We start from the raw sequence: 24,120 nt of genomic DNA on the forward strand, positions 1-24,120 counted from the left end.
GTCCCAGTCTGTCATTGCGCTCAGATGCCGGTGCGCCGTACCAGTGCGTCGGTGGCGGACGGTGCGAACGTGCCGAGCAGCCGGAACAGTTCGGCGTAACTGGGGAGAAGTTCGATCGGCCGGGTGCGCACGGCGGTGACGAACCATTCCGCCGCCTGCTCGGGAGTCAGGGCGGCCATCGCGTCGTAGTCCGTGGTGGGCGCGATCATCGGCGTCCGGACCAAGGGAAAGTCGAGGGTGGTCACGGAGATTCCGCGGTCGCGCAATTCGGCGCCGAGGCTCCGGCCGAACGCGCCGACGGCCGCCTTGGACGCGTGGTAGGCGGAGAACTTGGGCATCACGCCGGCAGGCACGCCCCACGTCGCGACGTTGATGATGTGGCCCTTGCGGCGCTCGATCATGGAGGGGAGCAACGCGAGGGTGAGCCGCGTCGAGCCGAAGTAGTTGACGGCCATGGTGCGTTCGAAGTCGTGGAAGCGATCCAACGAGTCCTCGACCGTCCGCCGGATCGACCGCCCGGCGTTGTTGACGAGTACGTCGACGGGGCCGATCTCCCCGAGCACGTGAGCGACGAGGGCGTCGACGGAATCCGGGTCCGTGAGGTCGCAGGGGACGGCGTGTGCGTCGCAGCCGGACCGCAGGATGTCGTCGCGCACGGACTCGAGGGCGTCGGAGCCGCGGGCCACGAGGACGACCTCCGCGCCGAGGGCGGCGAGCCGGCGGGCGGCCGCTTCTCCGACCCCCGAGGAACCGCCGGTGACGAGGATCCGCTTCCCGGCGATGCGGTGGCCGGTTCCCGGTGCGACTCGGGCGGCCAGTGCGCGCGGGGAGGGAAGGGGGTTGAGCGCGGCATGGGTGAGCAACTGTCGTATCACGTGACCAGCGTGGCAGCTCTCCGGACGATCCGCAGCCAAATAACAATCAATCGTGCTTGCTTTTTTATTGGGTCGGTGTGATGCTGGTCGCATGGCTGAACTGCAGAGGTTCATCGACGACTTGTGCGCCGAGAGCGATTCACTGGACGCCCTGGTCGCCGACCTCCCCGACTCCCGCTGGGCCGATCCGACACCGGCCGAGGGCTGGACCATCGCCCACCAGATCGGACATCTGCTGTGGACCGACGAGGCCGCCCTCCTGGCGATCACCGACCCCGACGGCTTCACCGAGCAACTGGCGGTGGCCGCCTCGAACCCGGGCGGCTTCGTCGATGCCGGCGCCGCCGAGCACGCCCGGCGGGAACCCGCGGAACTGCTCGCCGCTTGGCGCTCGGCCCGGGCTCGGCTCGCGGAGGCTCTCCTGGCGGTGCCGCCGGGACAGAAGATCCTCTGGTACGGCCCGCCGATGAAGGCGGCGTCGATGGCCACCGCCCGGTTGATGGAGACGTGGGCGCACGGCCAGGATGTCGCCGACGCGCTCTCGGCGGCGCGCACACCCACCGAGCGGTTGAAGAGCATCGCCCACCTCGGTGTCCGCACCCGCGACTTCGCCTACGCCGTCAACGAACTCGCCCCACCCGCCGAAGAGTTCCGCGTCGAGCTCACCGCCCCCGACGGAGTGTCCGTCTGGACGTGGGGCCCCGAGGACGCCGCGCAGAAGGTCACCGGCCCCGCCGAGGACTTCTGCCTGCTCGTCACCCAGCGCGCGAACCGGGCGGATCTCGCCCTCGAGGCCACCGGCGCCGACGCGGACGCGTGGCTGAACATCGCTCAGGCCTTCGCGGGCCCCGCGGGCGGCGGCCGTGAGGCGGGAACCCGATGACCGTGCGGATCGGCAACTGCTCCGGCTTCTACGGCGACCGCCTGTCGGCGATGCGCGAGATGCTCGAAGGCGGCGAGCTCGACTATCTGACCGGCGACTACCTCGCCGAACTCACCATGCTGATCCTCGGCCGCGACCGCATGAAGGACCCGAACCGCGGCTACGCGAAGACGTTCCTCCGTCAGGCGGAAGACTGCCTCGGGCTGGCCCTGGACAAGGGGGTCCGCATCGTCGCCAACGCCGGCGGGCTCAACCCGGCCGGTCTCGCGGACGCGTTGCGGGAGGTCAACGACAAGCTGGGGCTGCAGGCGACGATCGCCCACGTCGAAGGCGACGACCTGATCGGCCGGGCCGCCGAACTGGGGCTGGGCAGCCCGCTGACCGCCAACGCCTACCTCGGCGCGTGGGGCATCGTCGACTGCCTGAACGCCGGCGCCGACGTGGTCGTGACCGGACGGGTCACCGACGCGTCGGTGATCGTGGGCCCGGCCGCCGCGCACTTCGGCTGGCAGCGAGACGCTTTCGACCAGCTCGCCGGTGCCGTGGTGGCGGGGCACGTCATCGAGTGCGGCACCCAGGCGACGGGTGGCAACTACGCGTTCTTCACCGAGATCGACGACCTCGATCGTCCCGGATTCCCGATCGCCGAGATCGACTCGGACGGATCGTCCGTCATCACCAAGCACCCCGGGACGGGCGGCGCCGTGAACGTCGGCACCGTCACCGCGCAGTTGCTGTACGAGATCACGGGTGGCCGCTACGCCGGTCCCGACGTGACCGCGCGAATCGACTCCGCCGCACTGTCGCAGGACGGCCCCGACCGCGTGCGCATCAGTGGCGTCACCGGGGAGCCGCCGCCGCCGCAGCTCAAGGTGTCGCTGAACACGCTCGCGGGATTCCGCAACGAGGCTGTATTCGTCCTCACCGGCCTCGACATCGAGGCCAAGGCGGCCCTGGTGAAGCGGCAGCTCGAAGGGTGGCTTCCCACCCGGCCGGCCGAACTCGACTGGTCGCTCGCCCGCACCGATCATCCGGACGCCGACACCGAGGAGGCCGCGAGCGCGCTGTTGCGCTGCGTGGTCCGGGATTCCGACGCCAATGCCGTCGGACGTGGATTCTCCTCCGTCGCAGTCGAAATGGCACTCGCGAGCTACCCCGGCTTCACGCTGACGGCGCCGCCCGGGCAGGGGCAGCCCTACGGCGTGTTCACCCCGGGATACGTGTACGCCAAGGAGGTGCCGCACGTCGCGGTGCTGCCGGACGGAACGCGCATCGACATCGAACCCGCCACCGACGTCCGGGAACTCGAGGACGTCGCCGAACCCGCGCTCCCGCAGCCTCGGGGCGGCGAACCCACGGTGCGGGTCGCGCTCGGCACCATCGCCGGAGCGCGCAGCGGAGACAAGGGCGGCAACGCGAACGTCGGTGTGTGGGTGCGCACCGACGAGCAGTGGCGGTGGCTGGCCCACGCGCTGACCGTCGACGAAGTGAAGCGCCTTCTCCCGGAGGCCGCCGACCTCACCGTCACGAGGTATGTGCTGCCGAAACTGCGCGCCGTCAACTTCGTGATCGAGGGAATCCTCGGACAGGGCGTCGCGTCCCAGGCCCGGTTCGACCCGCAGGCCAAGGGTCTCGGCGAATGGCTGAGATCCCGGCACCTCGACATACCGGAAGCACTCCTCCCCGAAGGGACAACGTTGTGAGCGTGTGGGATACACCCGAGCGGCAGGAACTGCGCAAGACGGTGCGCAGCTTCGTCGAACGACAGATACTGCCGCACCTGGACGAGTGGGAGCGCGACGGCGAACTGCCCCGCGCGCTGCACCGGGAGGCCGCCGAGCTGGGACTGCTCGGCGCCGGTTTCCCCGAATCCGTCGGGGGCGAGGGCGGAGACCTCGTCGACGCCGTGCTGATCTGCGAGGAGTTCCACCAGGCGGGGGCATCGGGTGGCGCGTTCGCTTCCCTGTTCACGTCGGGAATCGCGCTACCGCACCTCGCCGCGGCCGGTGACCCGGAGCAGATCGAGAAGTGGGTCCGCCCCACCCTGCGCGGCGAGCTCGTCGGCTCGCTCGCCATCACCGAACCCGGCGGCGGTTCCGACGTCGGGCATCTGCGGACCACCGCGGTCCGCGACGGCGACCACTTCGTCGTCAACGGGTCCAAGACGTTCATCACGTCCGCCGTCCGGGCCGACTTCGTGGTCACCGCCGTCCGCACCGGCGGTCCCGGCGCATCCGGGGTCTCACTGCTCGTGATCGAGAAGGGCACACCGGGTTTCGAGGTGGCACGCAAACTCGACAAGATGGGCTGGCGTGCTTCGGACACGGCCGAGTTGTCGTTCGTGGACGCACGGGTGCCCGCCGCCAACCTGGTCGGCGAGGAGAACAGCGGGTTCGCGCAGATCGCTCAGGCGTTCCTCACCGAGCGCATCGCCCTCGCCGCGCAGGCCTATTCGAGCGCGCAACGGTGCCTCGACCTCACGCTGCAGTGGGTGCGGGACCGCGAGACGTTCGGCCGTCCGCTGATCAGCAGGCAGTCGGTGCAGAACACGGTCACCGAGATGGCGCGCAAGACCGACGTGGCCCGCGTCTACACCAGAGCGCTGGTGGAGCGTTCGCTCGTGTCGAACGAGGACTTCATCGCGGAGGTCTGCTTCGCGAAGAACACCGCCGTCGAGTCGGGCGAGTGGGTGGCCAACCAGGCCGTCCAGCTGTTCGGTGGCCTGGGCTACATGCGGGAGAGCGAAGTGGAACGGCAGTACCGCGACATGCGCATCCTCGGAATCGGTGGCGGTACCACCGAGATCCTGACGGGGCTCGCGGCCAAGCGGTTGGGGTATCAGTCATGACCACGTTGAAGTCCACCCTGGACACGGGTTCCGAAGAGTACGCCGCGGCGGCGAAGGCCATGACGGAGAAGCTCGCCGAGATCGACACCGAGCACACCAAAGCGCTCGCGGGCGGCGGCGAGAAGTACACCGAGCGGCACAAGAAGCGCGGCAAGCTCCTCGCCCGGGAGCGCATCGAACTGCTCCTCGACCCCGACTCGCCGTTCCTCGAACTGTGCCCGCTCGCGGCGTGGGGCAGCGACTTCCCGGTCGGTGCCAGCACCGTCGTGGGCATCGGTGTGGTGGAAGGCGTCGAGTGCCTGATCGTCGCCAACGACCCGACGGTCCGCGGCGGCACCAGCAATCCGTGGACGTTGCGGAAGGGATTCCGCGCCAACGACATCGCCCGGCAGAACCGGCTGCCCGTCATCTCCCTCGTGGAATCCGGCGGCGCGGACCTTCCCACGCAGAAGGAAGTGTTCATTCCCGGTGGCCGCATGTTCCGCGACCTCACCCAGCTCTCCGCGGCGGGTATCCCGACCATCGCCCTCGTCTTCGGCAACTCGACGGCGGGCGGCGCGTACATCCCCGGCATGTCCGATCACGTCGTCATGATCAAGGAACGGTCCAAGGTGTTCCTCGCCGGACCGCCGCTCGTCAAGATGGCCACCGGTGAGGAATCCGACGACGAAACCCTGGGCGGCGCCGAGATGCATGCCCGGAAGTCCGGTCTCGCCGACTACTTCGCGGTCGACGAGCAGGACGCCATCCGGATCGGCCGCAGCATCGTCAAGCGCCTGAACTGGAAGAAGCAGGGTCCCGCGCCGCGGGCCGAGGTCATCGAACCGCTCGAGGACCCCGAGGAACTGCTCGGCATCGTCCCCGCCGACCTCAAGATCCCGTTCGATCCTCGCGAGGTGATCGCCCGCATCGTCGACGGCTCCGATTTCGACGAGTTCAAGCCGATGTACGGGTCGTCACTCGTCACGGGCTGGGCCGAGCTGCACGGATATCCGGTGGGCATCCTCGCCAATGCGCGCGGTGTGCTGTTCAGCGAGGAATCGCAGAAGGCCACCCAGTTCATCCAGCTGGCGAACCGCTCGAACACGCCACTGTTGTTCCTGCACAACACGACCGGCTACATGGTGGGCAAGGAGTACGAGGAGGGCGGGATGATCAAGCACGGGTCGATGATGATCAACGCCGTCTCCAACTCCACCGTCCCGCACATCTCGATCCTGCTCGGCGCGTCCTACGGCGCCGGCCACTACGGCATGTGCGGACGCGCGTTCGACCCGCGTTTCCTGTTCGCCTGGCCCAGCTCCAAATCCGCCGTCATGGGCGGAGCGCAGCTGGCCGGTGTCATCTCCATCGTCAGCCGCACCTCCGCCGAGGCCCGCGGGCAGGCGTTCGACGAAGAGGCCGACGCGGGCATGCGCGCCATGATCGAGAACCAGATCGAGGCGGAATCCGTGCCGATGTTCCTGTCCGGTCGCCTCTACGACGACGGCGTGATCGACCCGCGCGACACCCGAACCGTGGTGGGAATGTGCCTGTCGGCCATTGCCAACGCCCCGATCGAAGGCGCCGAGAACTTCGGCGTCTTCCGGATGTGAGGCCCGACATGATCCAGTCCGTACTGGTTGCCAATCGCGGTGAGATCGCCCGCCGCGTCTTCGCCACCTGCCGCCGCGCAGGCATCGGGACCGTCGCCGTGTACTCGGACGCCGACGCTCTCAGCCCGCACGTCACCGAGGCCGACACCGCGGTCCGGTTGCCGGGCAACAGTCCCGCCGACACCTACCTGCGCGGTGACCTCGTCATCGAGGCGGCACTGCTCGCCGGCGCCGATGCCATCCACCCCGGCTACGGGTTCCTCTCCGAGAGCGCGGACTTCGCGCGCGCCGTCCACGACGCGGGGCTCACGTGGATCGGGCCGCCCGCGCCCGCCATCGAGATGATGGGTTCGAAGGTGGAGTCCAAGAAGATGATGGCCGCCGCCGGAGTTCCGGTGCTGGCCGAACTCGACCCGGGCGCCGTCACCGAAGCGGACCTGCCGGTGCTCGTCAAGGCGTCCGCAGGCGGCGGCGGACGCGGCATGCGCGTCGTGCGTGAGCTCGCGGACCTCCCGGAACAGCTGGAAGGCGCCCGCCGCGAAGCGCAATCGGCCTTCGGCGACCCGACCGTGTTCTGCGAGCGCTACCTGGAAACGGGCAGGCACATCGAGGTCCAGGTGATGGCCGACCGGCACGGAACCGTCTGGGCGGTGGGGGAGCGTGAATGCTCCATCCAGCGGCGGCACCAGAAGGTGGTGGAAGAGGCGCCGTCACCGTTGGTCGAGGCCGTCCCCGGGATGCGCGAGCGACTGTTCGAGGCCGCCCGGCTCGCGGCGAAGGCCATCGACTACGAGGGCGCGGGGACGGTCGAGTTCCTGGCTTCCGGTCGAGCGGAGCGAGGGGGAGACGACCTGGACGACGGGAACTTCTTCTTCCTCGAGATGAACACCCGGCTGCAGGTGGAACACCCGGTCACCGAATGCACCACCGGCCTCGACCTCGTGGACCTGCAACTGCAGGTGGCGTCCGGGCAGGCGCTCGATGCCGAATCGCCCGCCGTGTCCGGTCATTCCATCGAGGTCCGGCTGTACGCGGAGGATCCGGCGCAGAACTGGCAGCCGCAGAGCGGACCGGTCCACCGTCTGGACCTGCCCGGGAACGCGGTCGAATTCGACGTCCTGCGCTCCCCGGGGATTCGCCTCGACTCCGGCGTGGTCGACGGATCCACCGTCGGCGTGCACTACGACCCGATGCTCGCGAAGGTCATCTCGTTCGCGCCCACCCGCACGCAGGCGGCCACCCGGCTGGCCGCGGCCCTGAGCCGCGCGCAGATCCACGGACTGCGCACCAACCGCGACCTCCTGGTCAACGTGCTCCGCCACCCGGCATTCCTCGCCGGCGACACGGACACCGCCTTCTTCGACACCCACGGGCTGGACGTGCTGGCGCGGCCGCTGGCCTCGGCCGACACCGAGCGACTGTCGGCGCTGGCCGCCGCACTCGCGGACGCCGCGCACAACCGTGACGTCGCGACGGTCGACTCGACGCTCCCCAGCGGATGGCGGAACCTGGCGTCCGCGCCGCAGAGCAAGACGTTCACGGGCGGAGGCGGTGACATCGAGATCCGGTACCTGCTCACCCGGTACGGGCTGAAGGCCGACGGCTTCGACGACGTCGCGCTCGTGTCGGCCACGGCGCGCCACGTCGTACTCGACGTCGCGGGGCTGCGTCGCTCGTTCGAGGTGTCCCGGTACGGGGACGACGTGTTCGTCGACTCTGCCCTGGGCCCGGTGGGCCTGCACGCCGCACCGCGATTCACCGATCCGAGCGCCGTCGTCGCCGAGGGGTCGCTGCTCGCGCCGATGCCGGGTGCCGTCATCCGCCTCGGCGCCGAGGTCGGCGACACCGTGACCGCCGGTCAGCCGATCGTGTGGCTCGAGGCGATGAAGATGGAACACACGATCAAGGCACCGGCCTCCGGTGTCCTCACCGAACTGTCCGTGACCGCCGGTCAGCAGGTCGACGTGGGAACGGTCCTGGCAGTAGTCGAAGCAGCGCAGCCCGAAGGAGAATCATGAGCTTCATCGAGACCGAAGAACAGAAGGAACTCCGTGCCTCCGTGTCGAGGCTCGGCGAGCGGTTCAACTACGTCGACTACGTGCTGCCCCGGGCTCGGCGCAGCGAACCGCTGACCGAATTGTGGAACGAGGCGGGCAAACTCGGCTTCCTCGGAGTCAATCTCCCCGAGGAATACGGGGGCGGCGGCGCAGGCATCTACGAACTTGCCCTCGTGCAGGAAGAACTCGCGGCCCACGGCGCCGGCCTCCTGCTGGTGGTCGTGTCACCGGCCATCTGCGGCACGATCATCGGCAAGTACGGCACCGAGGAGCAGAAGCAGACCTGGCTCCCCGGCCTCGCCGACGGTTCGAAGATCATGGCGTTCGGCATCACCGAGGCCGACGCGGGTTCGAACTCGCACCAGATCACGACCACTGCTCGTCGAGACGGCGAGGAGTGGCTGCTGACGGGGAACAAGATCTACATCTCCGGGGTGGACCAGGCCGATGCCGTCCTCATCGTCGCGCGGACCGAGGACTCGAAGACCGGCAAGCTGAAGCCTGCGCTGTTCATCGTCCCCACCGACGCCGAGAACTTCGTGAAGACGCCGATGGAGATGGACATCGTCGAGCCCGACCACCAGTTCATGCTGTTCCTCGACGACGTCCGGTTGCCCGCCGACGCGCTCGTCGGCGAGGCCGACGCGGCGTTGATGCAGCTGTTCGCGGGTCTCAACCCCGAACGCATCCTCGGCGCCGCCATGGCGATCGGCATGGGCCGCTACGCGCTGGACGCCGCGGTGCGGTTCGCGAAGGAACGCACGGTGTGGAAGGAACCGATCGGCGCGCACCAGGGCATCTCGCATCCGCTGGCGCAGATCAAGATCGAACTCGAACTCGCCAAGCTGATGATGCAGAAGGCGGCCGTCCTCTACGACAGCGGCGACGACTTCGGCGCCGCCGAGGCCGCCAACATGGCCAAGTACGCCGCCGCCGAGGCCAGCATCAAGGCTCTCGATCAGGCCGTCCAGACGCACGGCGGCGCAGGCCTGACCAAGGAATACGGTCTCGCGGCGATGCTCGGTGCGGCACGCATCGCCCGCGTGGCGCCGGTGAGCCGCGAAATGATCCTCAACTTCGTCTCCCAGCACTCGCTCGGGCTGCCGAAATCGTACTGATGTCGAACGGACAGCACATGACCGACGTGGAAGCCGACCGGTACGTCCGGTACGACGCGAATCGGGGGTTCGCCACCCTCACCCTCGATTCGCCTCACAACAGGAACGCGATCTCCGGCAGGCTCGTGGACGAACTGCTGCAGGGATTGCGGGACGCCGCCGCGGACAACGACGTCCGCGGCGTCGTCCTCACCCACACCGGCAGCACGTTCTGCGCCGGGGCGGATCTGAGTGAGACGTCCGGCGACGTGGGGTCGCGTACCCGGCAGATGGCCGCACTGCTGCGGGCCATCGTCGAACTGCCCAAGCCGGTGATCGCCCGGATCGACGGTCACGTCAGGGCCGGGGGCATGGGATTGGTCGGCGCCTGCGACATCGCCGTCGCCGGCCCGCGCAGCACGTTCGCGCTCACCGAGGTCCGGCTCGGACTCGCCGCGTCGATCATCTCGTTGACGGTGCTGCCCCGGATCGATTCGCGCGCCGCGAGCCGCTACCTCCTCACGGGCGAGAAGTTCGGCGCCCACGAGGCGGAGGCCATCGGGCTGATCAGTGAGTCCGCCGAGGATCCCGAGGACACCGTCGAGGAATTGCTCGACCAGTTGCGGCAGGCGTCGCCGCAGGGTCTGGCCGAGTCGAAGACCCTCACGACCCGGAGCGTGCTCGCCGACTTCGACCGCTACACCGACGAGCTGACCGCCCAGTCGGCGAGGCTGTTCGAATCCGAGGAGGCGCGGGAAGGCATGATGGCGTTTCTGCAGAAGCGGCCGCCGAGATGGGCCTCCGGCCCCGTGCGTGGTTGACGAGTCCCAGGACTCGTCACCCGCTCACGGGTGCGCAGCGCGACGAGAGGAAGTGACACATGACCCGCGAACCGAAGCAGGACCGTAGCCGGGTCACGCGCGGGCACCTCCTCGAGGTCACCATCGACTGCCTCGCCGAGCTGGGCTGGGGTGCCACCACGGTGAGCCTCGTCGCCCAGCGCGCCGGCGTGTCCCGCGGCGCGACCCAGCACCATTTCCCCACCCGCGAGGACCTCATCACCGCGGCGCTCGAGGTCATGTTCGACGCCCGGATGGAGCAGGCCCGCCGCGAGGCCACCGACCTGCCGACCGGGGAGGGACGCACCGAGGCCGTGGTGTCGCGGCTCGTCGACTACTACACGGGCACCCTGTTCAAGGCGGCGCTGCAGGTGTGGACGGCCGCCGCCGCCGACCCCGAACTCCGGGCCCGGATCGTGCCGCTCGAGGAACGGTTCGGGCGGATCGCGCATCGCACCGCCGTCGAACACTTCGGGTTCGACGACGCCGATCCGGTGGCGCACCGGCTCGTCCAGGCCACCCTCGATCTCGCCCGCGGACTAGGCCTGGCCGACGTGCTCACGGACGACTCCAAACGACGGGCGGAGATCGTGCGGCAGTGGGCGGCGCAGCTGGATGCGGCACTACCGCGGAACGGTGAGTCGGCGGAGCCGCGGAGCCTCGACGTGGCCGTTCTCGACTGACCGGGCAAAGAGCGCAGGGATCGGTAGAGTCACCGACCATGGGCCGGAAATGGGGAGCGCTCGTCCTGATCACCGTCGCGGCCGGTCTGGCCGGCTGTGGGGGAGACGGAGACGATTCCGGTACCGAACCCGCCGCGCAGCAACTCCCGCAGGTGACGGATCCGGGCCCGTTCTTCGGTCAGTGCGGTTCGGTCACCGACGACGAGGTGGCGAAGGCGTTCGGGATGCCACCCTTCACCGGGGTGACGCGTAATTCCGTCGGCTGCGAATGGGAAACCGCGGGAATAGGCGGTCCCAGCGTGACGTTCTCCTGGTACCGCGGCAGTCCCATCGGCCGCGAGCGGGCGGGTTCCGAGCTGATCGGCAGGCCGGCCACCGACATCGACATCCAGGGGCATCCCGGATTCATTGCATCGTCCGAAGGAATTCTGTGCGAACTCGGTGTGGAGTTCGGCGGCGACTTCGTCCACTGGTCGGTGATGTACGCGGACGCGCAACCCGCGGCGGACCCGTGCAAGGTGGCGCGTGATCTCGCCGAACTCAGCGTGTCGAGGGCCAAGTGAGCGGGGGAGTGATGAGCGGCGGGACGTGGCGTGCAGTGCGGGTGCTGGCCGCGGCCACCGCGGTCGGCCTGATCGCGGGGTGCGGGTCGACGATCGAGGGCTCGCCCAGGGCCGAAGGGGCGTCCTCGTCCGGTGACACCGAACAGTTCACGGCCCTGCTCGAGGAGTGCAACGCCGTCGCCGACGAACAGATCGCCCAGACCGTCGGCGCCGACGCCATCGAACGGGGCTTCTTCGGCGCGATCTGCCGCTGGGACGCGGTCGGCGCCAACGGTCCCGTGAAGGTGACGTTCAACTGGTTCGAGACGGGTTCGCTCGACACGGAGAGGTCGACCGGCGAGAAACTCGGCTACACCGTGGAGTCCTCCACGATCCAGGGTCGCAAGGCCGTCGTGATGCGTCCCCCCGGTGATCCGGGGGCGTGCGGAGTGACGGTCGGATCGCCCTCGGCGGGCGTCGTCGGCTGGTGGGTACAGTTCCAGACGGGGGCGGCAGACCCGTGCGAGGCGGCATCGACGCTTGCGGATCTGACGCTCAATCTGAGTAGTTGATGTGCCCGTGCCCGTACCGACAGGTCCGAGCAGTACCCCACATCGCAGGTCAGCCCTTACCATTGCCAGCCCACTTTGACCTTCCGGCGCGCCGCCGGGTATCGTTGTGGGTCGTGTCCGGCATGCCCGGGCCGATCTGTGTGCCTAGCGAGGTATTGCCGTGCGCGCGTTCGTGCAGATTTCTGCATGGAACGAGCATCCGGCTGCCTGTGTGGGGGTATGCGACACACCCGACCTCGGGTGCAGCTCGAGGTGCGGGTGAGGGGCAGCAGCTCTCTTGCCCCAACTGCTAGATCCCTAATTTCAGAACAGCCAAGGTTGCTTGTCCAGAGCAGTCTGTTCAACACGAAGAAAGCCGGTAAATGCCAACCATCAACCAGCTGGTCCGCAAGGGCCGCCGCGACAAGACCGCGAAGGTCAAGACGGCAGCCCTCAAGGGCAGCCCGCAGCGTCGTGGCGTGTGCACCCGCGTGTACACCACCACCCCGAAGAAGCCGAACTCGGCGCTCCGTAAGGTCGCGCGTGTGCGCTTGACCAGCTCCGTCGAGGTCACCGCTTACATCCCGGGCGAGGGTCACAACCTGCAGGAGCACTCGATGGTGCTCGTCCGCGGTGGTCGTGTGAAGGACCTCCCCGGTGTGCGCTACAAGATCATCCGCGGCTCGCTCGACACCCAGGGTGTCAAGGGCCGCAAGCAGGCCCGCAGCCGCTACGGCGCCAAGAAGGAGAAGAGCTAATGCCACGTAAGGGCCCCGCTCCGAAGCGTCCGCTCATCAACGACCCGGTCTACGGTTCGCCCCTGGTGACGCAGCTCGTCAACAAGATTCTCCTGGACGGCAAGAAGTCCACCGCCGAGCGCATCGTCTACGAAGCACTCGAGCAGGCGCGCGAGAAGACCGGCACCGATCCGGTCGTCACCCTCAAGCGCGCACTGGACAACGTCAAGCCTGCCCTCGAGGTCCGCAGCCGCCGTGTCGGTGGCGCCACCTACCAGGTGCCGGTCGAGGTCCGTCCGGGCCGCTCCACCACCCTCGCGCTCCGCTGGCTCGTGACCTTCTCCCGGCAGCGCCGCGAGAAGACCATGGTCGAGCGTCTCGCCAACGAGCTCCTCGATGCCAGCAACGGCTTGGGTGCCGCTGTGAAGCGCCGTGAGGACACTCACAAGATGGCCGAAGCCAACAAGGCATTCGCCCACTACCGCTGGTGACGTCACGTCGGAGCAGTCACCCACCGTGACTGCTCCGGCGTCGTCGCACGTCGGGCCCCTACCGGGGACCGGCTGATCTACAACTCGAGACAATGGCCCCGCTGGTGGAACACCGGGGAGGCCGACACCCGATACACGAGCTACGAGCGGGGAAGAATCCTGTGGCACAGGAAGTGCTGACCGACCTGAACAAGGTCCGCAACATCGGCATCATGGCGCACATCGATGCCGGCAAGACCACGACCACCGAGCGCATCCTGTTCTACACCGGTGTCAACTACAAGATCGGTGAGACGCACGACGGTGCCTCGACCACGGACTGGATGGAACAGGAGAAGGAACGCGGCATCACGATCACCTCTGCCGCGGTGACCTGCTTCTGGAACAACAACCAGATCAACATCATCGACACGCCGGGCCACGTCGACTTCACCGTCGAGGTGGAGCGTTCGCTCCGCGTGCTCGACGGCGCCGTCGCAGTGTTCGACGGCAAAGAGGGCGTCGAGCCCCAGTCGGAGCAGGTGTGGCGTCAGGCCGCCAAGTACGACGTTCCGCGCATCTGTTTCGTCAACAAGATGGACAAGATGGGCGCGGACTTCTACTTCACGGTCCAGACCATCATCGACCGCCTCGGCGCGAAGCCGCTCGTTCTCCAGCTGCCGATCGGCGCCGAGGACGACTTCGACGGCGTCGTCGACCTGGTCGAGATGAAGGCTGTCACCTGGCGTGGCACGGTCGCCATCGGCGCCGAGCCCACCATCGAGGAGATCCCGGCCGACCTCGCCGACAAGGCTGCCGAGTACCGCGAGAAGCTGCTCGAGACGGTCGCCGAGTCCGACGAGAAGCTCATGGAGAAGTACTTCGCCGGCGAGGAGCTCTCCGTCGAGGAGATCAAGGGCGCCATCCGCAAGATGACGGTCAACTCCGAGCTGTACCCGGTGCTGTGTGGTTCCGCGTTCAAGAACAAGGGCGTTCAGCCCATGCTCGACGCGGTCATCGACTACCTGCCGAACCCGCTGGACATCGGCGAGGTCCAGGGTCACGCCCTGGGCAACGAAGAAGAGATCCTCACGCGTAAGCCGAGCAAGGAAGAGCCGTTCTCGGCTCTGGCCTTCAAGATCGCTTCGCACCCGTTCTTCGGCAAGCTGACGTTCGTCCGCGTGTACTCCGGCCGGATCGATCCGGGCGCCCAGGTCATGAACGCGACCAAGGGCAAGAAGGAGCGCATCGGAAAGCTCTTCCAGATGCACGCCAACAAGGAGAACCCGGTCGACGAGGCCGTGGCCGGCCACATCTACGCGATGATCGGTCTGAAGGACACCACGACCGGTGACACCCTGTGTGCACAGGACGCGCCGATCGTGCTCGAGTCCATGAGCTTCCCGGACCCGGTCATCCAGGTCTCGATCGAGCCCAAGACCAAGTCCGACCAGGAGAAGCTGGGCACCGCGATCCAGAAGCTCGCCGAAGAGGACCCGACGTTCTCCGTCGAGCTCGACGAGGAGACCGGCCAGACCGTCATCGGCGGCATGGGCGAGCTCCACCTCGACATCCTCGTCGACCGTATGCGTCGCGAGTTCAAGGTCGAGGCCAACGTCGGCAAGCCGCAGGTTGCCTACCGCGAGACCATCACCAAGAAGGTCGAGAAGCACGACTACACCCACAAGAAGCAGACGGGTGGATCGGGCCAGTTCGCCAAGGTGATCATCGCGCTGGAGCCGTTCGTCGGCGAAGACGGTGCCACCTACGAGTTCGAGAACAAGGTCTCCGGCGGTCGCATCCCGCGCGAGTACATCCCGTCCGTGGATGCAGGCGCGCAGGACGCGATGCAGTACGGCGTTCTCGCCGGCTACCCGCTGGTGAACCTGAAGCTGTCGCTGCTCGACGGTGCATACCACGACGTCGACTCGTCGGAAATGGCCTTCAAGGTTGCCGGTTCGCAGGCGCTGAAGGAAGCCGCCCGCAAGGCCGGCCCGGTCATTCTCGAGCCGCTCATGGCTGTCGAGGTCACCACACCCGAGGAGTACATGGGTGATGTGATCGGCGACCTGAACTCCCGCCGTGGCCAGATCCAGGCCATGGAGGAACGCAGTGGTGCCCGTGTCGTGAAGGCGCTGGTTCCGCTCTCGGAGATGTTTGGTTACATCGGTGATCTGCGGTCGAAGACCCAGGGCCGGGCGAACTTCTCCATGGTGTTCGATTCCTACGCAGAGGTTCCCGCGAACGTCTCGAAGGAAATCATCGCCAAGGCGACCGGCGAGTAACCTCGGTTCCAGCCGGCCGAAGCACGACCCAGTAATAACAACCGCACTGCTGCATACCGCAAGCATCAATCAGTCCAGGAGGACACACAGTGGCGAAGGCGAAGTTCGAGCGGACGAAGCCGCACGTGAACATCGGCACCATCGGTCACGTCGACCACGGCAAGACCACGCTGACCGCGGCCATCACCAAGGTTCTGCACGACGCGTACCCGGATCTCAACGAGGCCTCGGCCTTCGACGAGATCGACAAGGCTCCTGAGGAGAAGGCTCGCGGTATCACGATCAACATCTCGCATGTTGAGTACCAGACCGAGAAGCGCCACTACGCGCACGTCGATGCTCCCGGTCACGCCGACTACATCAAGAACATGATCACCGGTGCGGCGCAGATGGACGGCGCCATCCTCGTGGTCGCGGCCACCGACGGCCCGATGCCCCAGACGCGTGAGCACGTGCTGCTCGCCCGCCAGGTCGGCGTGCCGTACATCCTCGTCGCCCTGAACAAGGCCGACATGGTGGACGACGACGAGATCATCGAGCTCGTCGAGATGGAGGTCCGTGAGCTCCTCGCTGCGCAGGAGTTCGACGAGGACGCTCCGGTTGTCAAGGTCTCCGCACTCAAGGCGCTCGAGGGCGACCCGGAGTGGACCAAGAACATCCTCGAGCTCATGGCTGCGGTCGACGAGTCCATCCCGGACCCGGTCCGCGAGACCGAGAAGCCCTTCCTCATGCCCGTCGAGGACGTCTTCACGATCACCGGTCGTGGCACCGTCGTCACCGGTCGTATCGAGCGTGGCGTGATCAACGTCAACGAGGACGTCGAGATCGTCGGCATCAAGGAAACCAAGACCAAGACCACGGTCACGGGTATCGAGATGTTCCGCAAGCTCCTCGACTCGGGCCAGGCCGGTGACAACGTCGGTCTGCTGGTTCGTGGTATCAAGCGCGAAGATGTCGAGCGTGGACAGGTTGTCGTCAAGCCCGGCACCACCACCCCGCACACCGAGTTCGAGGGCCAGGCGTACATCCTGTCCAAGGACGAGGGCGGCCGCCACACGCCGTTCTTCAACAACTACCGTCCGCAGTTCTACTTCCGTACCACGGACGTGACGGGCGTTGTGACGCTGCCCGAGGGCACCGAGATGGTCATGCCCGGTGACAACACCGAGATGTCCGTCAAGCTGATCCAGCCCGTCGCCATGGACGAGGGCCTGCGCTTCGCGATCCGCGAAGGCGGCCGTACCGTCGGCGCCGGCAAGGTCACGAAGATCAACAAGTGATCTAGCTCCACCAACGTCAATGGCGCTCACCCTCCGGGGTGGGCGCCATTGGCGTTTTCGGGGTGTAACTCAGCGGTAGTTCAACGCATCCCATTCTCGGATGTCGCTGGGATGCGCGATGCCTTCGAGGACGAACGGGTCGCGGGCGATGAATTGCTCCGCCCGCTCGCGGCTGCTGAAGACCGCCATGGAACCGTTGCTCGCCGGGTCGTCGAACGGTCCGATACCGAGGAGCCCACCTTCCGCGGCGAACGCGTCCAGGTACTCCCGATGCCGTGGATAGATCTCCGGAATCCGGGCGGCGGTGGTCGGGTCGGTCGCGTAGAACACCACGTACTCCATGGCCACGAACCTACCGAGACCCGGAGCGCCCCGTGTCAGTTTTCGACGTGCACCGGGTGGTCGGCGCGGTCGAGGTGGAGCAGGACCTGGGTGGCGACCTCTTCACCGCCGAGGGTCGATGCGACCCAGGATGCGACGTCCTCGGATTTGCGGGTGAAGTCGTAGATGTCGAGGGTGGGGTCGGCGGTCACGACGATCGACAGGGTGGGGAGCCCACGTTCGATGACGGCGCGAGCGCGTGTCTGCCGGACCCCGGGGTACTGGGCGAGTTCGCTGGCGACCCCGTTGGCGAGGGAGCCGAGGTCGACGGTGACGTAGGTGCCCGATTCACGATCCGGTACGGCGACGGGGGACGTCCGGCGCCGGGTGAGGTCCAGCGCGAGGAGCACGATCCCGAAGACCAGACCGACGACGACCGTCGCGGCGAGTGCCCAGCCCCACCAGTCTTGGTCGGGGAGTGCGGTGACGCGCGCGCGGTCGTACCGCGACACCCATTCGCGGACGATCGGGACCTGCAGGTCCCAGGCCATGGCATAGGCGCCGAATCCGAGAAGCGCGAGCCCGACGAGCAGGACGATCACCCGGTTGACGGCGGCGGTCCGATGTCTCACGGCTTCACCTGTACTCGGAGTTCGGGTGACGTGCCGAGCAGCGACAGCGTCGGTTCCACTGCCTCGCGGACGGAGATGGCCACGTCCCCGGCGGGTGTCGACTCGGTGCGCACCACGCGGACGGTGACGTGTTTGCGGTCGACCGTCGTGTGCGCCGACAGCACCCCGGGGACGGTCTTGGCGTGGCTGCTGGAGTTGCGGGCGAGGTCGGTGGGGCGTAACCAGACGATCGGCGTGTCACCCACCGCGAGCGGCAGGTGGGTGCGCGGCCGCGGTTTGAGAGCCGCGACGATGAACACGACCCCCAGGACGATCGCGCCTGCCGCGACGGGGACGATCCACTCGGACCAGTGCAGCCGGCCCAGCCATTGCACGGTGTTGCGGATCCAGGGTGCGTTTGCGAAGGTGCCGCGCATGATGAGCAGCTCACGCGCCGCGACGACCGCGAGACCGAGGGCTCCGACTGCGACGATGATTGCGGCGGGCACAGCGGCCGGGGTCGCGCGCGGCGTGCGTGGCCGGATGGGCGCCACCGGGGCGGGCGGTGCGGCCGGGTCGCCTTGTTCGGAATAGCGGCTCTCGGTCGAACTGTCTTCGGGTGCTGCCGATTCCGTTCCGACGACCACGATGTTGAGTTCGATGACGGGCATGCCCGTCATCTGCTCGACCTGACGGTGCACCTGCGCGCGGAGCCGGCGGTTGACGAGGTCGAGGTGGCACGGCCACTGCACCGCGATGTACAGGTTGATCGCGACGGCGCCCGCTCCCGTGGAGACGTCGGCGCGGGGGAGTTCCCGGCCCGTCAGGCGGGACAGCCCGCCGGACTGCTTGACGACGCCGGGTACCTGGAGCGCTGCGGCGACGGCGATCTTGACGACAGCGCGCTCCTTGATGACCAGCTCGCCGCGCAGGGCGGTGTCGTCGAGCGCCGCGTCGTCGTGAGGACCGGCGGGGGGTGCGGTGAAGGGTTCAGCCACGGCCGCGGCTTCGGAGGATGGCGCCGAGATCGAGGTGGCCGTCGCGGTGCGCGCCGACGGCCATGCCCAGCGCTCCGAGGAGGACGGCGAAGACGAACCCGCTGAAACCACCGAGGATGCCGGCGATGGCGAGAAGTAACCCGACGATCAGGCCTGTGATTGTGCTGTTCATTGAGCTTGTCCTGTCTCTGTCAGGAGATCTTCGATGGTCACGTCGACGGGGACGTCCACCAGCGATTCCACTGCGGCCCGCACTCTTTCGGCGGTGTCGACGACATTGGCGGGGTAGCGAGCCGCGAGGTGGACGGCACAGGACGTGGGGCCGACGGTCACCCCGGTCACCCGGCGTCCGGGCAGGTAGGTCGCGACTTCACCGAACGCGCCGCCGTGCATCGCTGCCACTCCGGGGGTCGCGAGGACGGCGGCGACGATGCGTTCGGAGATGTCCTCGGCGTGGGTGTCCGGTGGAAGTGGTCCGGTCACTGCACCCTCGGTTTGCCGTCGAGCTCGGACGCTGCCTCGGATTCGTCGAACAACATGACGTCGAAGACCGTGATGTTCACTTCGGTCACTTCGAGCCCGGTCATGCGCTCGACGGCCGCGATGACGTTGCGCCGGATACCGACCGCGAGTTCGTGCAGTGCGACGCCGTATTCCGCGACGATGCCGATGTCGATGGCGGCCTGCTTCTCGCCGACTTCGACGGCGACGCCCTGGGCGTGGTTGACGCGGGCGCCGGGGATGCGATCGCGGAGAGCGCCGACAGCGCGTGCGGTGCCGCCGCCCACGTCGTAGACGCCGTTGATCTCACGGGTGGCGATACCGGCGATCTTGGCGACCACGGCGTCCGCGATGATGGTCCGTCCCTCGGAACTGACGAGTTCGGGCGTCGCCCCGGCACCGAACTGCACGCGGCTGCGTGCGCCTGAATCGCTGGTCATCGTGGATCCCCTTCGAGTCGCCTGCCTTCTCTCCAACAGTAATGATCACCGACCGTACGCGGGGTCTCCCACGCGCCTTTCCGCCCGCGGATCTGGCGACGGGAGGCACCGAAAAATATTTGATATGACTGCCCGGTAGCATCTGACGTGATGCAGGTAACACAGGTACGGCACGACGGAAGGAACCCCATGGCGGAAGAGCCCACCGGTGAGGATGCCGTTCCCCAGGCCCGGACGCCGGCCGTCACCGCGGGTGTGGTGGTTCTCGCCGTCCTCGCGCTCGCGTTCCTCGCGGTCGCCGGCTATTTCGGCTACACGCACCGGCAGGCGGAGCAGGAGGCGCAGGAAAGATCCGAGATCCTCGATGCGGCGCGCCAGGGCGTCGTGAATCTGACGACGATGGACTTCGAGCGGGCCGACGAAGACGTGCAGAAGGTGCTCGACGGCTCGGCCGGAGACTTCCGCGACGAATTCGAAGCCCGGTCCCACGACCTCATCGCGGTCATGCAGGAGGCCAAGGTCAAGTCCCAGGGGGAGGTGCGCCAGGCCGCGATCGAGGCGCAGAACGGCGATTCCGCGGACGTGCTCGTCGCGGTCGCGCAGAAGGTGTCCAACGCGGGCGGCGCCGCCGAGGAACCGCGCGGGCAGCGGATGCGGGTGACGATGCAACTCGAGGACGGCACGTACAAGATCGTGAAGGCAGGGTTCGTGCAGTGAGTACCGACGCATCGCCGAAATCGCGCAGACTCCTCCTCATCCTGGGCGCGCTCACCGTGGTCGCGGCCGTGCTGGCGGGGGTTCTGTACGTCACGCTCTACCGGCCCGACCAGCGCGTCGACGACACCGTCCGCGCCACCGTGACCGACACCGCCTCGCAGGGCGCGATCGCCCTGCTGTCGTACACGCCGGACACGGTCGAGAGCGACGTCGGCGCCGCGAAGGAACGCCTGACGGGTGAGTTCCTCGACTACTACACACAGTTCACGACGGACGTCGTCGTCCCGGCGGCCAAGGAGAGCCAGGTGGCCACCCAGGCGACGGTGGCCGCGTCCGGTCCGGTCGAGGTCGCGGCCGACACGGCGACGGTGCTGCTGTTCGTCAACCAGACCACCACCAGCGCCGCGAAACCGGAACCGGCGGTGACGGCGACGAGCATCACCGTCGAGCTCACCAAGTCCGGCGACAACTGGCTGATTTCCGGCTTCGATCCGGTGCAGGCGCGCGGGTAGCGTTGTCGCCCATGAGTACTCTTCGAGAGGTCGGCGACCGCGAGTCGTGGCGTTGCTGGCTGTGTGACGAACCGGTGGACCCCGACATGTCGGTCAACGATCCGCGCGGCCCCAGTATCGACAGCGTCGTCACCGCGAAGAAGGCCAAGGCGAAGGGCGGCGTCGAACGCCTCGCTCACCGCGCGTGCAACACCAAGAAGGGTGCCGTCAAGCCGGTCGTGCCGTGGCCCGACCGATTGTTCGTCGTCGACCCCGCCCCGATCATCGGTGTGGTCGAACAACTCGGCCGCAAGGGCGGACGGGTGGCGGTGGCACGGTGCCCGGGCAAATCGGACGCCGAGGACGCGGCGGAGTGGTTGCTCGACAGGTTGTCCCGCCTCGCACCGGAACTGAACGTCGAGACGCAGATCGACGCCGCCGGTGGTGCCTATCTGCTCGTCCTTCGCACCGCCTGACCCGTGAGTACTTGTTAACCGCGGGCGGTTAACAAGTACTCACGGGCGGCGGAGCCGCACTGTGGAGTACCGTCGGGACCAGAACATGAATCCGACCTCGAGTGCGAAGGAATTCCGATGAATCTGGCCTTGACCGACGAGGAGCTGGCGTTCCGCGACGAGATGCGAACGTTCTTCACCACGCAGATTCCGGCGGAGATCCGCGAGCGGTATGCGCGTGGTGAAGAAGTGGGGAAGGAAGGGTTCATCGAGTCCCAGCGGATTCTGAACGCCAACGGGCTCGCGACGCCGCACTGGCCGGTCGAGTGGGGCGGCCGAGACTGGACGCCGGTGCAGAAGCACATCTGGCTCGACGAGTTGCAGCTCGCGTCCGTGCCCGAGCCGCTCGCGTTCAACACCAGCATGGTCGGCCCCGTCATCGCGGCATTCGGTTCGCAGGAGCAGAAGGAGAAGTTCCTTCCCGCGACCGCCAACCTCGACATCTGGTGGTGCCAGGGATTCTCCGAACCCGAGGCCGGCTCCGACCTCGCGTCGCTGAAGACCCGCGCCGTCCGTGACGGCGACGACTACGTGATCAACGGCCAGAAGACGTGGACCACCCTCGCGCAGCACGCCGACTGGATCTTCGTCCTCGCCCGCACCAACCCGGACGCCCCCAAGAAGCAGGCCGGCATCTCGTTCATCCTCGTCGACATGAAGACGCCGGGCGTCACGGTGCGTCCGATCAAGCTGATCGACGGAGGCTACGAGGTCAACGAGATCTTCTTCGAGGACGTGCGCGTGCCGGCCGAGAACCTCGTGGGCGAGGAGAACCAGGGCTGGAGCTACGCCAAGTTCCTGCTCGGCAACGAGCGCACCGGCGTGACCCGGCTGGGATTCTCCAAAGTCCGCCTCGCGCAGGCGAAGGAACGCGCCGCCGACATCTCGGTCGGCGAGGGGACGCTGCTCGACGACCCGCTGTTCGCCGCCCGGATCGCGGAACTGGAGAACGAGATCATCGCGCTCGAACTCACCCAATTGCGGGTGGTCGCGAGCTCGGCAGACGGCAAGCCCAACCCGGCGTCGTCGCTGCTGAAGCTCCGCGGGTCCGAACTGCAGCAGGCCACACTCGAACTGCTGACCGACGTCGCGGGACCCGACTCCCTGCCCTTCGCCGCCGGTGACGGCATCTCCTCGCCGCTCTGGGCGCAGCGGACGGCTCCGACCTACCTGAACTACCGCAAGGTTTCCATCTACAGCGGATCGAGCGAAGTGCAGCGCAGCATCATCGCCTCCTCGATCCTCGGATTGTGAGGGCGTGACATGGACTTCGAACTGACCGACGAACAGAAACTGCTGCGCGACACCACCCGCGAACTGCTCGGCCGCAGCTACGACGCGGAGAAACGCAACGCCGTCACCGACACCGAGCAGGGGTGGAGCCCGCAGGTGTGGAAGCAACTCGCCGAGGTCGGACTGCTGGGTCTGAGCTTCGACGAGGAAGACGGCGGAATGGGCGCCGGACCTGTCGAGGTCGCGTCGGTGATGACGGAGATCGGCCGCCGCCTCGCGCCCGAACCCGTCCTCGACGCCGTGCTCGTTCCCGGCGGCCTGATCGCCGCGGCCGGCAGTGCGGAGCAGCGGCGCCGGATTCTGCCGGACGTGTCGGGGGGCAACGTCCTGCTGGCCTTCGCCGATCGGGAACCGGGTGTGCGCTGGCCGTCCACCCAGGTGTCGACGACCGCGAAGAAGGACGGCGACGCGTGGACCCTCACCGGTACCAAGAACCCCGTTCCGCACGGCGGCAGCGCGAACGCCCTGGTCGTGACGGCGGCACTCCCGGACGGTGGGGTCGGACTGTTCCTCGTCGACGCCGACGCCAGCGGCCTGACCCGCACCGCCTACGCGACCCACGACGGTCTGCGGGCCGCGCAGGTCGAATTGTCGGACACCCCGGCTGAGCCTCTCGGTGAGGGCGGTGACGCGTCGTCGGCGATCGAGGGCGCGCAGATCCGGGCGCAGGCGGCACTGTGTGCGGAGGCCGTCGGCGCGATGGAGGAAGCTCTGCGACTGACCACCGAGTACCTGAAGACCCGCAAGCAGTTCGGTGTTCCGATCGCGAAGTTCCAGACGCTCACGCACCGTGCGGCCGACATGTATGTGCTGCTGGAACTGGCTCGCAGCATGAGTCTCTACGCGACGATGTCGCTGGCCGACGGAACCGTCGATCCGGTGGTCGCGTCCCGTGCCAAGCTGCAGATCGGCCGCTCCGCCCGCACGATCGGGCAGGAAGCGATCCAGATGCACGGCGGCATCGGCATGACGGCCGAGTATCCGGTCGGGCACAATTTGAGCCGGCTGACCGCCATCGAGCACACCCTCGGCGGGTCCGACGACCACCTGCGGGTGCTCGCGTCGGCGACAACCCAGGGCACCATCAGCATCATCTAGCCGCGCCCGTGAGTACTTCTCAACCGCCCGCGGTTGAGAAGTACTCACGGGTCCAGGTCTCGGATTGGTATCGGAACGCGCGTTTTCGACGTGTCGCACAGGGACCCCAGTGTGACGCGGCTAACGTTCTGCGCGCACACCAGAACTCACGGGGGATGTACGTAATCTCGGTGAAGGAGCATTGCCATGGGGTCCGGTCCAGTCAAAGCGATCATGTGGAGCCTGCTTTTCGTGGGACTCGTCGGTGCGGGAGTCGGGATCTCCGAACTGCACGTCCCGTGGACGGTCGCATCGCTGATCGTCGCGTCGGTCTCCGGCCTGGTCCTGCTCAGGATCCGCGCCGACGCGCACCCCGAACTGCACAGCGACCGCCGGATGGCTGCCGGCTGACCA

27 protein-coding genes are annotated in these 24,120 nt (G+C 67.6%); 20 read left to right on the top strand and 7 right to left on the bottom strand.

Translation table 11 applies throughout. From position 1 onward, the window contains the following. Window positions 1–20 precede the first annotated feature (20 nt). Complete coding sequence (locus DTA22_RS29715) at window positions 21–989, bottom strand: SDR family oxidoreductase (RefSeq protein ID WP_255221522.1); 969 nt, start codon at window positions 987–989, stop codon at window positions 21–23. Between DTA22_RS29715 and DTA22_RS29720 the strand changes: the two genes are divergently transcribed. The 14 genes from DTA22_RS29720 to tuf all read left to right on the top strand — a co-directional run bounded on the left by DTA22_RS29720 (window position 967) and on the right by tuf (window position 16,742). Next, a complete protein-coding gene (locus DTA22_RS29720) occupies window positions 967–1,758 on the top strand; it encodes a TIGR03084 family metal-binding protein (RefSeq protein ID WP_112301817.1) in 792 nt (263 codons plus the stop codon). The two genes, DTA22_RS29715 and DTA22_RS29720, sit on opposite strands and share 23 nt — an antisense overlap. Further along, window positions 1,755–3,461, top strand: coding sequence for an acyclic terpene utilization AtuA family protein (locus DTA22_RS29725; protein ID WP_112301818.1), 1,707 nt, complete (start codon window positions 1,755–1,757; stop codon window positions 3,459–3,461). Before DTA22_RS29720 ends, DTA22_RS29725 begins: the two co-directional genes overlap by 4 nt. Further along, the gene (locus tag DTA22_RS29730) at window positions 3,458–4,606 is read left to right on the top strand and encodes an acyl-CoA dehydrogenase family protein (protein ID WP_112301819.1); all 1,149 of its coding nucleotides are present in this window, start codon (window positions 3,458–3,460) and stop codon (window positions 4,604–4,606) included. The genes DTA22_RS29725 and DTA22_RS29730 overlap by 4 nt, the downstream gene beginning before the upstream one ends. Next, window positions 4,603–6,201, top strand: coding sequence for an acyl-CoA carboxylase subunit beta (locus DTA22_RS29735; protein WP_112301820.1), 1,599 nt, complete (start codon window positions 4,603–4,605; stop codon window positions 6,199–6,201). Before DTA22_RS29730 ends, DTA22_RS29735 begins: the two co-directional genes overlap by 4 nt. 8 nt (window positions 6,202–6,209) lie before the next feature. After that, window positions 6,210–8,219, top strand: coding sequence for an acetyl/propionyl/methylcrotonyl-CoA carboxylase subunit alpha (locus tag DTA22_RS29740; RefSeq protein WP_112301916.1), 2,010 nt, complete (start codon window positions 6,210–6,212; stop codon window positions 8,217–8,219). Then, window positions 8,216–9,376: an acyl-CoA dehydrogenase family protein gene (locus tag DTA22_RS29745; protein ID WP_037233587.1), complete on the top strand. Its 1,161-nt coding sequence runs from the start codon at window positions 8,216–8,218 to the stop codon at window positions 9,374–9,376. The genes DTA22_RS29740 and DTA22_RS29745 overlap by 4 nt, the downstream gene beginning before the upstream one ends. Next, the gene (locus tag DTA22_RS29750; RefSeq protein WP_112301821.1) at window positions 9,376–10,176 is read left to right on the top strand and encodes an enoyl-CoA hydratase family protein; all 801 of its coding nucleotides are present in this window, start codon (window positions 9,376–9,378) and stop codon (window positions 10,174–10,176) included. Before DTA22_RS29745 ends, DTA22_RS29750 begins: the two co-directional genes overlap by 1 nt. Before the next feature lie 59 nt (window positions 10,177–10,235). Next, window positions 10,236–10,877 (top strand): TetR/AcrR family transcriptional regulator, encoded by a 642-nt coding sequence (locus DTA22_RS29755; RefSeq protein ID WP_037233590.1) that lies wholly within the window; start codon window positions 10,236–10,238, stop codon window positions 10,875–10,877. Window positions 10,878–10,915: 38 nt separating this feature from the next. Beyond that, window positions 10,916–11,440: a DUF3558 domain-containing protein gene (locus tag DTA22_RS29760; RefSeq protein WP_037233592.1), complete on the top strand. Its 525-nt coding sequence runs from the start codon at window positions 10,916–10,918 to the stop codon at window positions 11,438–11,440. Window positions 11,441–11,451: 11 nt separating this feature from the next. Next, window positions 11,452–11,991, top strand: coding sequence for a DUF3558 domain-containing protein (locus tag DTA22_RS29765; RefSeq protein ID WP_112301822.1), 540 nt, complete (start codon window positions 11,452–11,454; stop codon window positions 11,989–11,991). 362 nt (window positions 11,992–12,353) lie between these two features. Then, a complete protein-coding gene (gene rpsL / locus DTA22_RS29770; RefSeq protein WP_005252198.1) occupies window positions 12,354–12,728 on the top strand; it encodes a 30S ribosomal protein S12 in 375 nt (124 codons plus the stop codon). Beyond that, on the top strand, window positions 12,728–13,198 hold the full coding sequence (gene rpsG / locus DTA22_RS29775) for a 30S ribosomal protein S7 (protein ID WP_005252199.1): 471 nt from the start codon (window positions 12,728–12,730) through the stop codon (window positions 13,196–13,198). Before rpsL ends, rpsG begins: the two co-directional genes overlap by 1 nt. A gap of 161 nt (window positions 13,199–13,359) precedes the next feature. Next, window positions 13,360–15,462 (top strand): elongation factor G, encoded by a 2,103-nt coding sequence (gene fusA / locus DTA22_RS29780; RefSeq protein ID WP_005258137.1) that lies wholly within the window; start codon window positions 13,360–13,362, stop codon window positions 15,460–15,462. An 89-nt stretch (window positions 15,463–15,551) separates the two neighbouring features. Beyond that, window positions 15,552–16,742 (top strand): elongation factor Tu, encoded by a 1,191-nt coding sequence (tuf, locus tag DTA22_RS29785; protein WP_005252203.1) that lies wholly within the window; start codon window positions 15,552–15,554, stop codon window positions 16,740–16,742. Window positions 16,743–16,811: 69 nt separating this feature from the next. On the opposite strand, the gene DTA22_RS29790 is transcribed toward tuf, so the two are convergent. From DTA22_RS29790 to DTA22_RS29815, 6 genes are read right to left on the bottom strand one after another with little or no spacing between them, the layout of a single operon-like run. Beyond that, entirely contained in the window at window positions 16,812–17,084 is a 273-nt protein-coding gene (locus DTA22_RS29790; protein ID WP_009474622.1) for a YciI family protein, read from the bottom strand. A 35-nt stretch (window positions 17,085–17,119) separates the two neighbouring features. Continuing rightward, the gene (locus tag DTA22_RS29795; protein ID WP_037233598.1) at window positions 17,120–17,695 is read right to left on the bottom strand and encodes an Asp23/Gls24 family envelope stress response protein; all 576 of its coding nucleotides are present in this window, start codon (window positions 17,693–17,695) and stop codon (window positions 17,120–17,122) included. Next, window positions 17,692–18,672, bottom strand: coding sequence for a DUF6286 domain-containing Asp23/Gls24 family envelope stress response protein (locus DTA22_RS29800; RefSeq protein ID WP_112301823.1), 981 nt, complete (start codon window positions 18,670–18,672; stop codon window positions 17,692–17,694). Before DTA22_RS29800 ends, DTA22_RS29795 begins: the two co-directional genes overlap by 4 nt. After that, window positions 18,665–18,844: a hypothetical protein gene (locus DTA22_RS29805; protein WP_005252219.1), complete on the bottom strand. Its 180-nt coding sequence runs from the start codon at window positions 18,842–18,844 to the stop codon at window positions 18,665–18,667. The genes DTA22_RS29800 and DTA22_RS29805 overlap by 8 nt, the downstream gene beginning before the upstream one ends. Next, window positions 18,841–19,155, bottom strand: a complete 315-nt coding sequence (locus DTA22_RS29810; protein WP_005252220.1) for an Asp23/Gls24 family envelope stress response protein — start codon at window positions 19,153–19,155, stop codon at window positions 18,841–18,843. Before DTA22_RS29810 ends, DTA22_RS29805 begins: the two co-directional genes overlap by 4 nt. Next, window positions 19,152–19,613, bottom strand: coding sequence for an Asp23/Gls24 family envelope stress response protein (locus DTA22_RS29815; protein WP_005252221.1), 462 nt, complete (start codon window positions 19,611–19,613; stop codon window positions 19,152–19,154). The genes DTA22_RS29810 and DTA22_RS29815 overlap by 4 nt, the downstream gene beginning before the upstream one ends. Before the next feature lie 189 nt (window positions 19,614–19,802). Here DTA22_RS29815 and DTA22_RS29820 point away from each other — a divergent pair, with 189 nt between their 5' ends. The 6 genes from DTA22_RS29820 to DTA22_RS29845 all read left to right on the top strand — a co-directional run bounded on the left by DTA22_RS29820 (window position 19,803) and on the right by DTA22_RS29845 (window position 24,117). After that, window positions 19,803–20,330, top strand: a complete 528-nt coding sequence (locus tag DTA22_RS29820; RefSeq protein WP_112301824.1) for a hypothetical protein — start codon at window positions 19,803–19,805, stop codon at window positions 20,328–20,330. Further along, a complete protein-coding gene (locus DTA22_RS29825) occupies window positions 20,327–20,842 on the top strand; it encodes a twin-arginine translocation pathway signal (protein WP_112301825.1) in 516 nt (171 codons plus the stop codon). The genes DTA22_RS29820 and DTA22_RS29825 overlap by 4 nt, the downstream gene beginning before the upstream one ends. A gap of 11 nt (window positions 20,843–20,853) precedes the next feature. Next, window positions 20,854–21,297: a hypothetical protein gene (locus DTA22_RS29830; RefSeq protein WP_005252226.1), complete on the top strand. Its 444-nt coding sequence runs from the start codon at window positions 20,854–20,856 to the stop codon at window positions 21,295–21,297. 117 nt (window positions 21,298–21,414) lie between these two features. Continuing rightward, window positions 21,415–22,590, top strand: a complete 1,176-nt coding sequence (locus DTA22_RS29835; RefSeq protein WP_037233613.1) for an acyl-CoA dehydrogenase family protein — start codon at window positions 21,415–21,417, stop codon at window positions 22,588–22,590. 9 nt (window positions 22,591–22,599) lie between these two features. After that, window positions 22,600–23,727 carry an acyl-CoA dehydrogenase family protein gene (locus DTA22_RS29840; RefSeq protein WP_112301826.1) on the top strand — a complete coding sequence of 376 codons (1,128 nt, stop codon included), beginning with the start codon at window positions 22,600–22,602 and terminating at the stop codon, window positions 23,725–23,727. 186 nt (window positions 23,728–23,913) lie between these two features. Then, window positions 23,914–24,117, top strand: a complete 204-nt coding sequence (locus DTA22_RS29845) for a hypothetical protein (protein WP_005252231.1) — start codon at window positions 23,914–23,916, stop codon at window positions 24,115–24,117. Window positions 24,118–24,120: the final 3 nt, after the last annotated feature.

It is taken from the genome of Rhodococcus wratislaviensis (genome assembly GCF_900455735.1).
GTDB lineage: Bacteria > Actinomycetota > Actinomycetes > Mycobacteriales > Mycobacteriaceae > Rhodococcus_F > Rhodococcus_F wratislaviensis.

What these genes read in the sequence shown, in the direction of transcription:
- DTA22_RS29720 (WP_112301817.1), top strand. Translation starts at nt 967, where the DNA reads ATGGCTGAACTGCAGAGGTTCATCGACGACTTGTGCGCCGAGAGCGAT.
- DTA22_RS29745 (WP_037233587.1), top strand. Translation starts at nt 8,216, where the DNA reads ATGAGCTTCATCGAGACCGAAGAACAGAAGGAACTCCGTGCCTCCGTG.
- DTA22_RS29735 (WP_112301820.1), top strand. Translation starts at nt 4,603, where the DNA reads ATGACCACGTTGAAGTCCACCCTGGACACGGGTTCCGAAGAGTACGCC.
- DTA22_RS29790 (WP_009474622.1), bottom strand. Translation starts at nt 17,084, where the DNA reads ATGGAGTACGTGGTGTTCTACGCGACCGACCCGACCACCGCCGCCCGG.
- DTA22_RS29805 (WP_005252219.1), bottom strand. Translation starts at nt 18,844, where the DNA reads ATGAACAGCACAATCACAGGCCTGATCGTCGGGTTACTTCTCGCCATC.
- DTA22_RS29820 (WP_112301824.1), top strand. Translation starts at nt 19,803, where the DNA reads ATGGCGGAAGAGCCCACCGGTGAGGATGCCGTTCCCCAGGCCCGGACG.
- DTA22_RS29760 (WP_037233592.1), top strand. Translation starts at nt 10,916, where the DNA reads ATGGGCCGGAAATGGGGAGCGCTCGTCCTGATCACCGTCGCGGCCGGT.
- DTA22_RS29835 (WP_037233613.1), top strand. Translation starts at nt 21,415, where the DNA reads ATGAATCTGGCCTTGACCGACGAGGAGCTGGCGTTCCGCGACGAGATG.
- DTA22_RS29845 (WP_005252231.1), top strand. Translation starts at nt 23,914, where the DNA reads ATGGGGTCCGGTCCAGTCAAAGCGATCATGTGGAGCCTGCTTTTCGTG.
- DTA22_RS29725 (WP_112301818.1), top strand. Translation starts at nt 1,755, where the DNA reads ATGACCGTGCGGATCGGCAACTGCTCCGGCTTCTACGGCGACCGCCTG.
- DTA22_RS29830 (WP_005252226.1), top strand. Translation starts at nt 20,854, where the DNA reads ATGAGTACTCTTCGAGAGGTCGGCGACCGCGAGTCGTGGCGTTGCTGG.
- DTA22_RS29765 (WP_112301822.1), top strand. Translation starts at nt 11,452, where the DNA reads ATGAGCGGCGGGACGTGGCGTGCAGTGCGGGTGCTGGCCGCGGCCACC.
- DTA22_RS29840 (WP_112301826.1), top strand. Translation starts at nt 22,600, where the DNA reads ATGGACTTCGAACTGACCGACGAACAGAAACTGCTGCGCGACACCACC.
- DTA22_RS29740 (WP_112301916.1), top strand. Translation starts at nt 6,210, where the DNA reads ATGATCCAGTCCGTACTGGTTGCCAATCGCGGTGAGATCGCCCGCCGC.
- rpsL (WP_005252198.1), top strand. Translation starts at nt 12,354, where the DNA reads ATGCCAACCATCAACCAGCTGGTCCGCAAGGGCCGCCGCGACAAGACC.
- DTA22_RS29715 (WP_255221522.1), bottom strand. Translation starts at nt 989, where the DNA reads ATGAACCTCTGCAGTTCAGCCATGCGACCAGCATCACACCGACCCAAT.
- DTA22_RS29815 (WP_005252221.1), bottom strand. Translation starts at nt 19,613, where the DNA reads ATGACCAGCGATTCAGGCGCACGCAGCCGCGTGCAGTTCGGTGCCGGG.
- DTA22_RS29755 (WP_037233590.1), top strand. Translation starts at nt 10,236, where the DNA reads ATGACCCGCGAACCGAAGCAGGACCGTAGCCGGGTCACGCGCGGGCAC.
- rpsG (WP_005252199.1), top strand. Translation starts at nt 12,728, where the DNA reads ATGCCACGTAAGGGCCCCGCTCCGAAGCGTCCGCTCATCAACGACCCG.
- DTA22_RS29750 (WP_112301821.1), top strand. Translation starts at nt 9,376, where the DNA reads ATGTCGAACGGACAGCACATGACCGACGTGGAAGCCGACCGGTACGTC.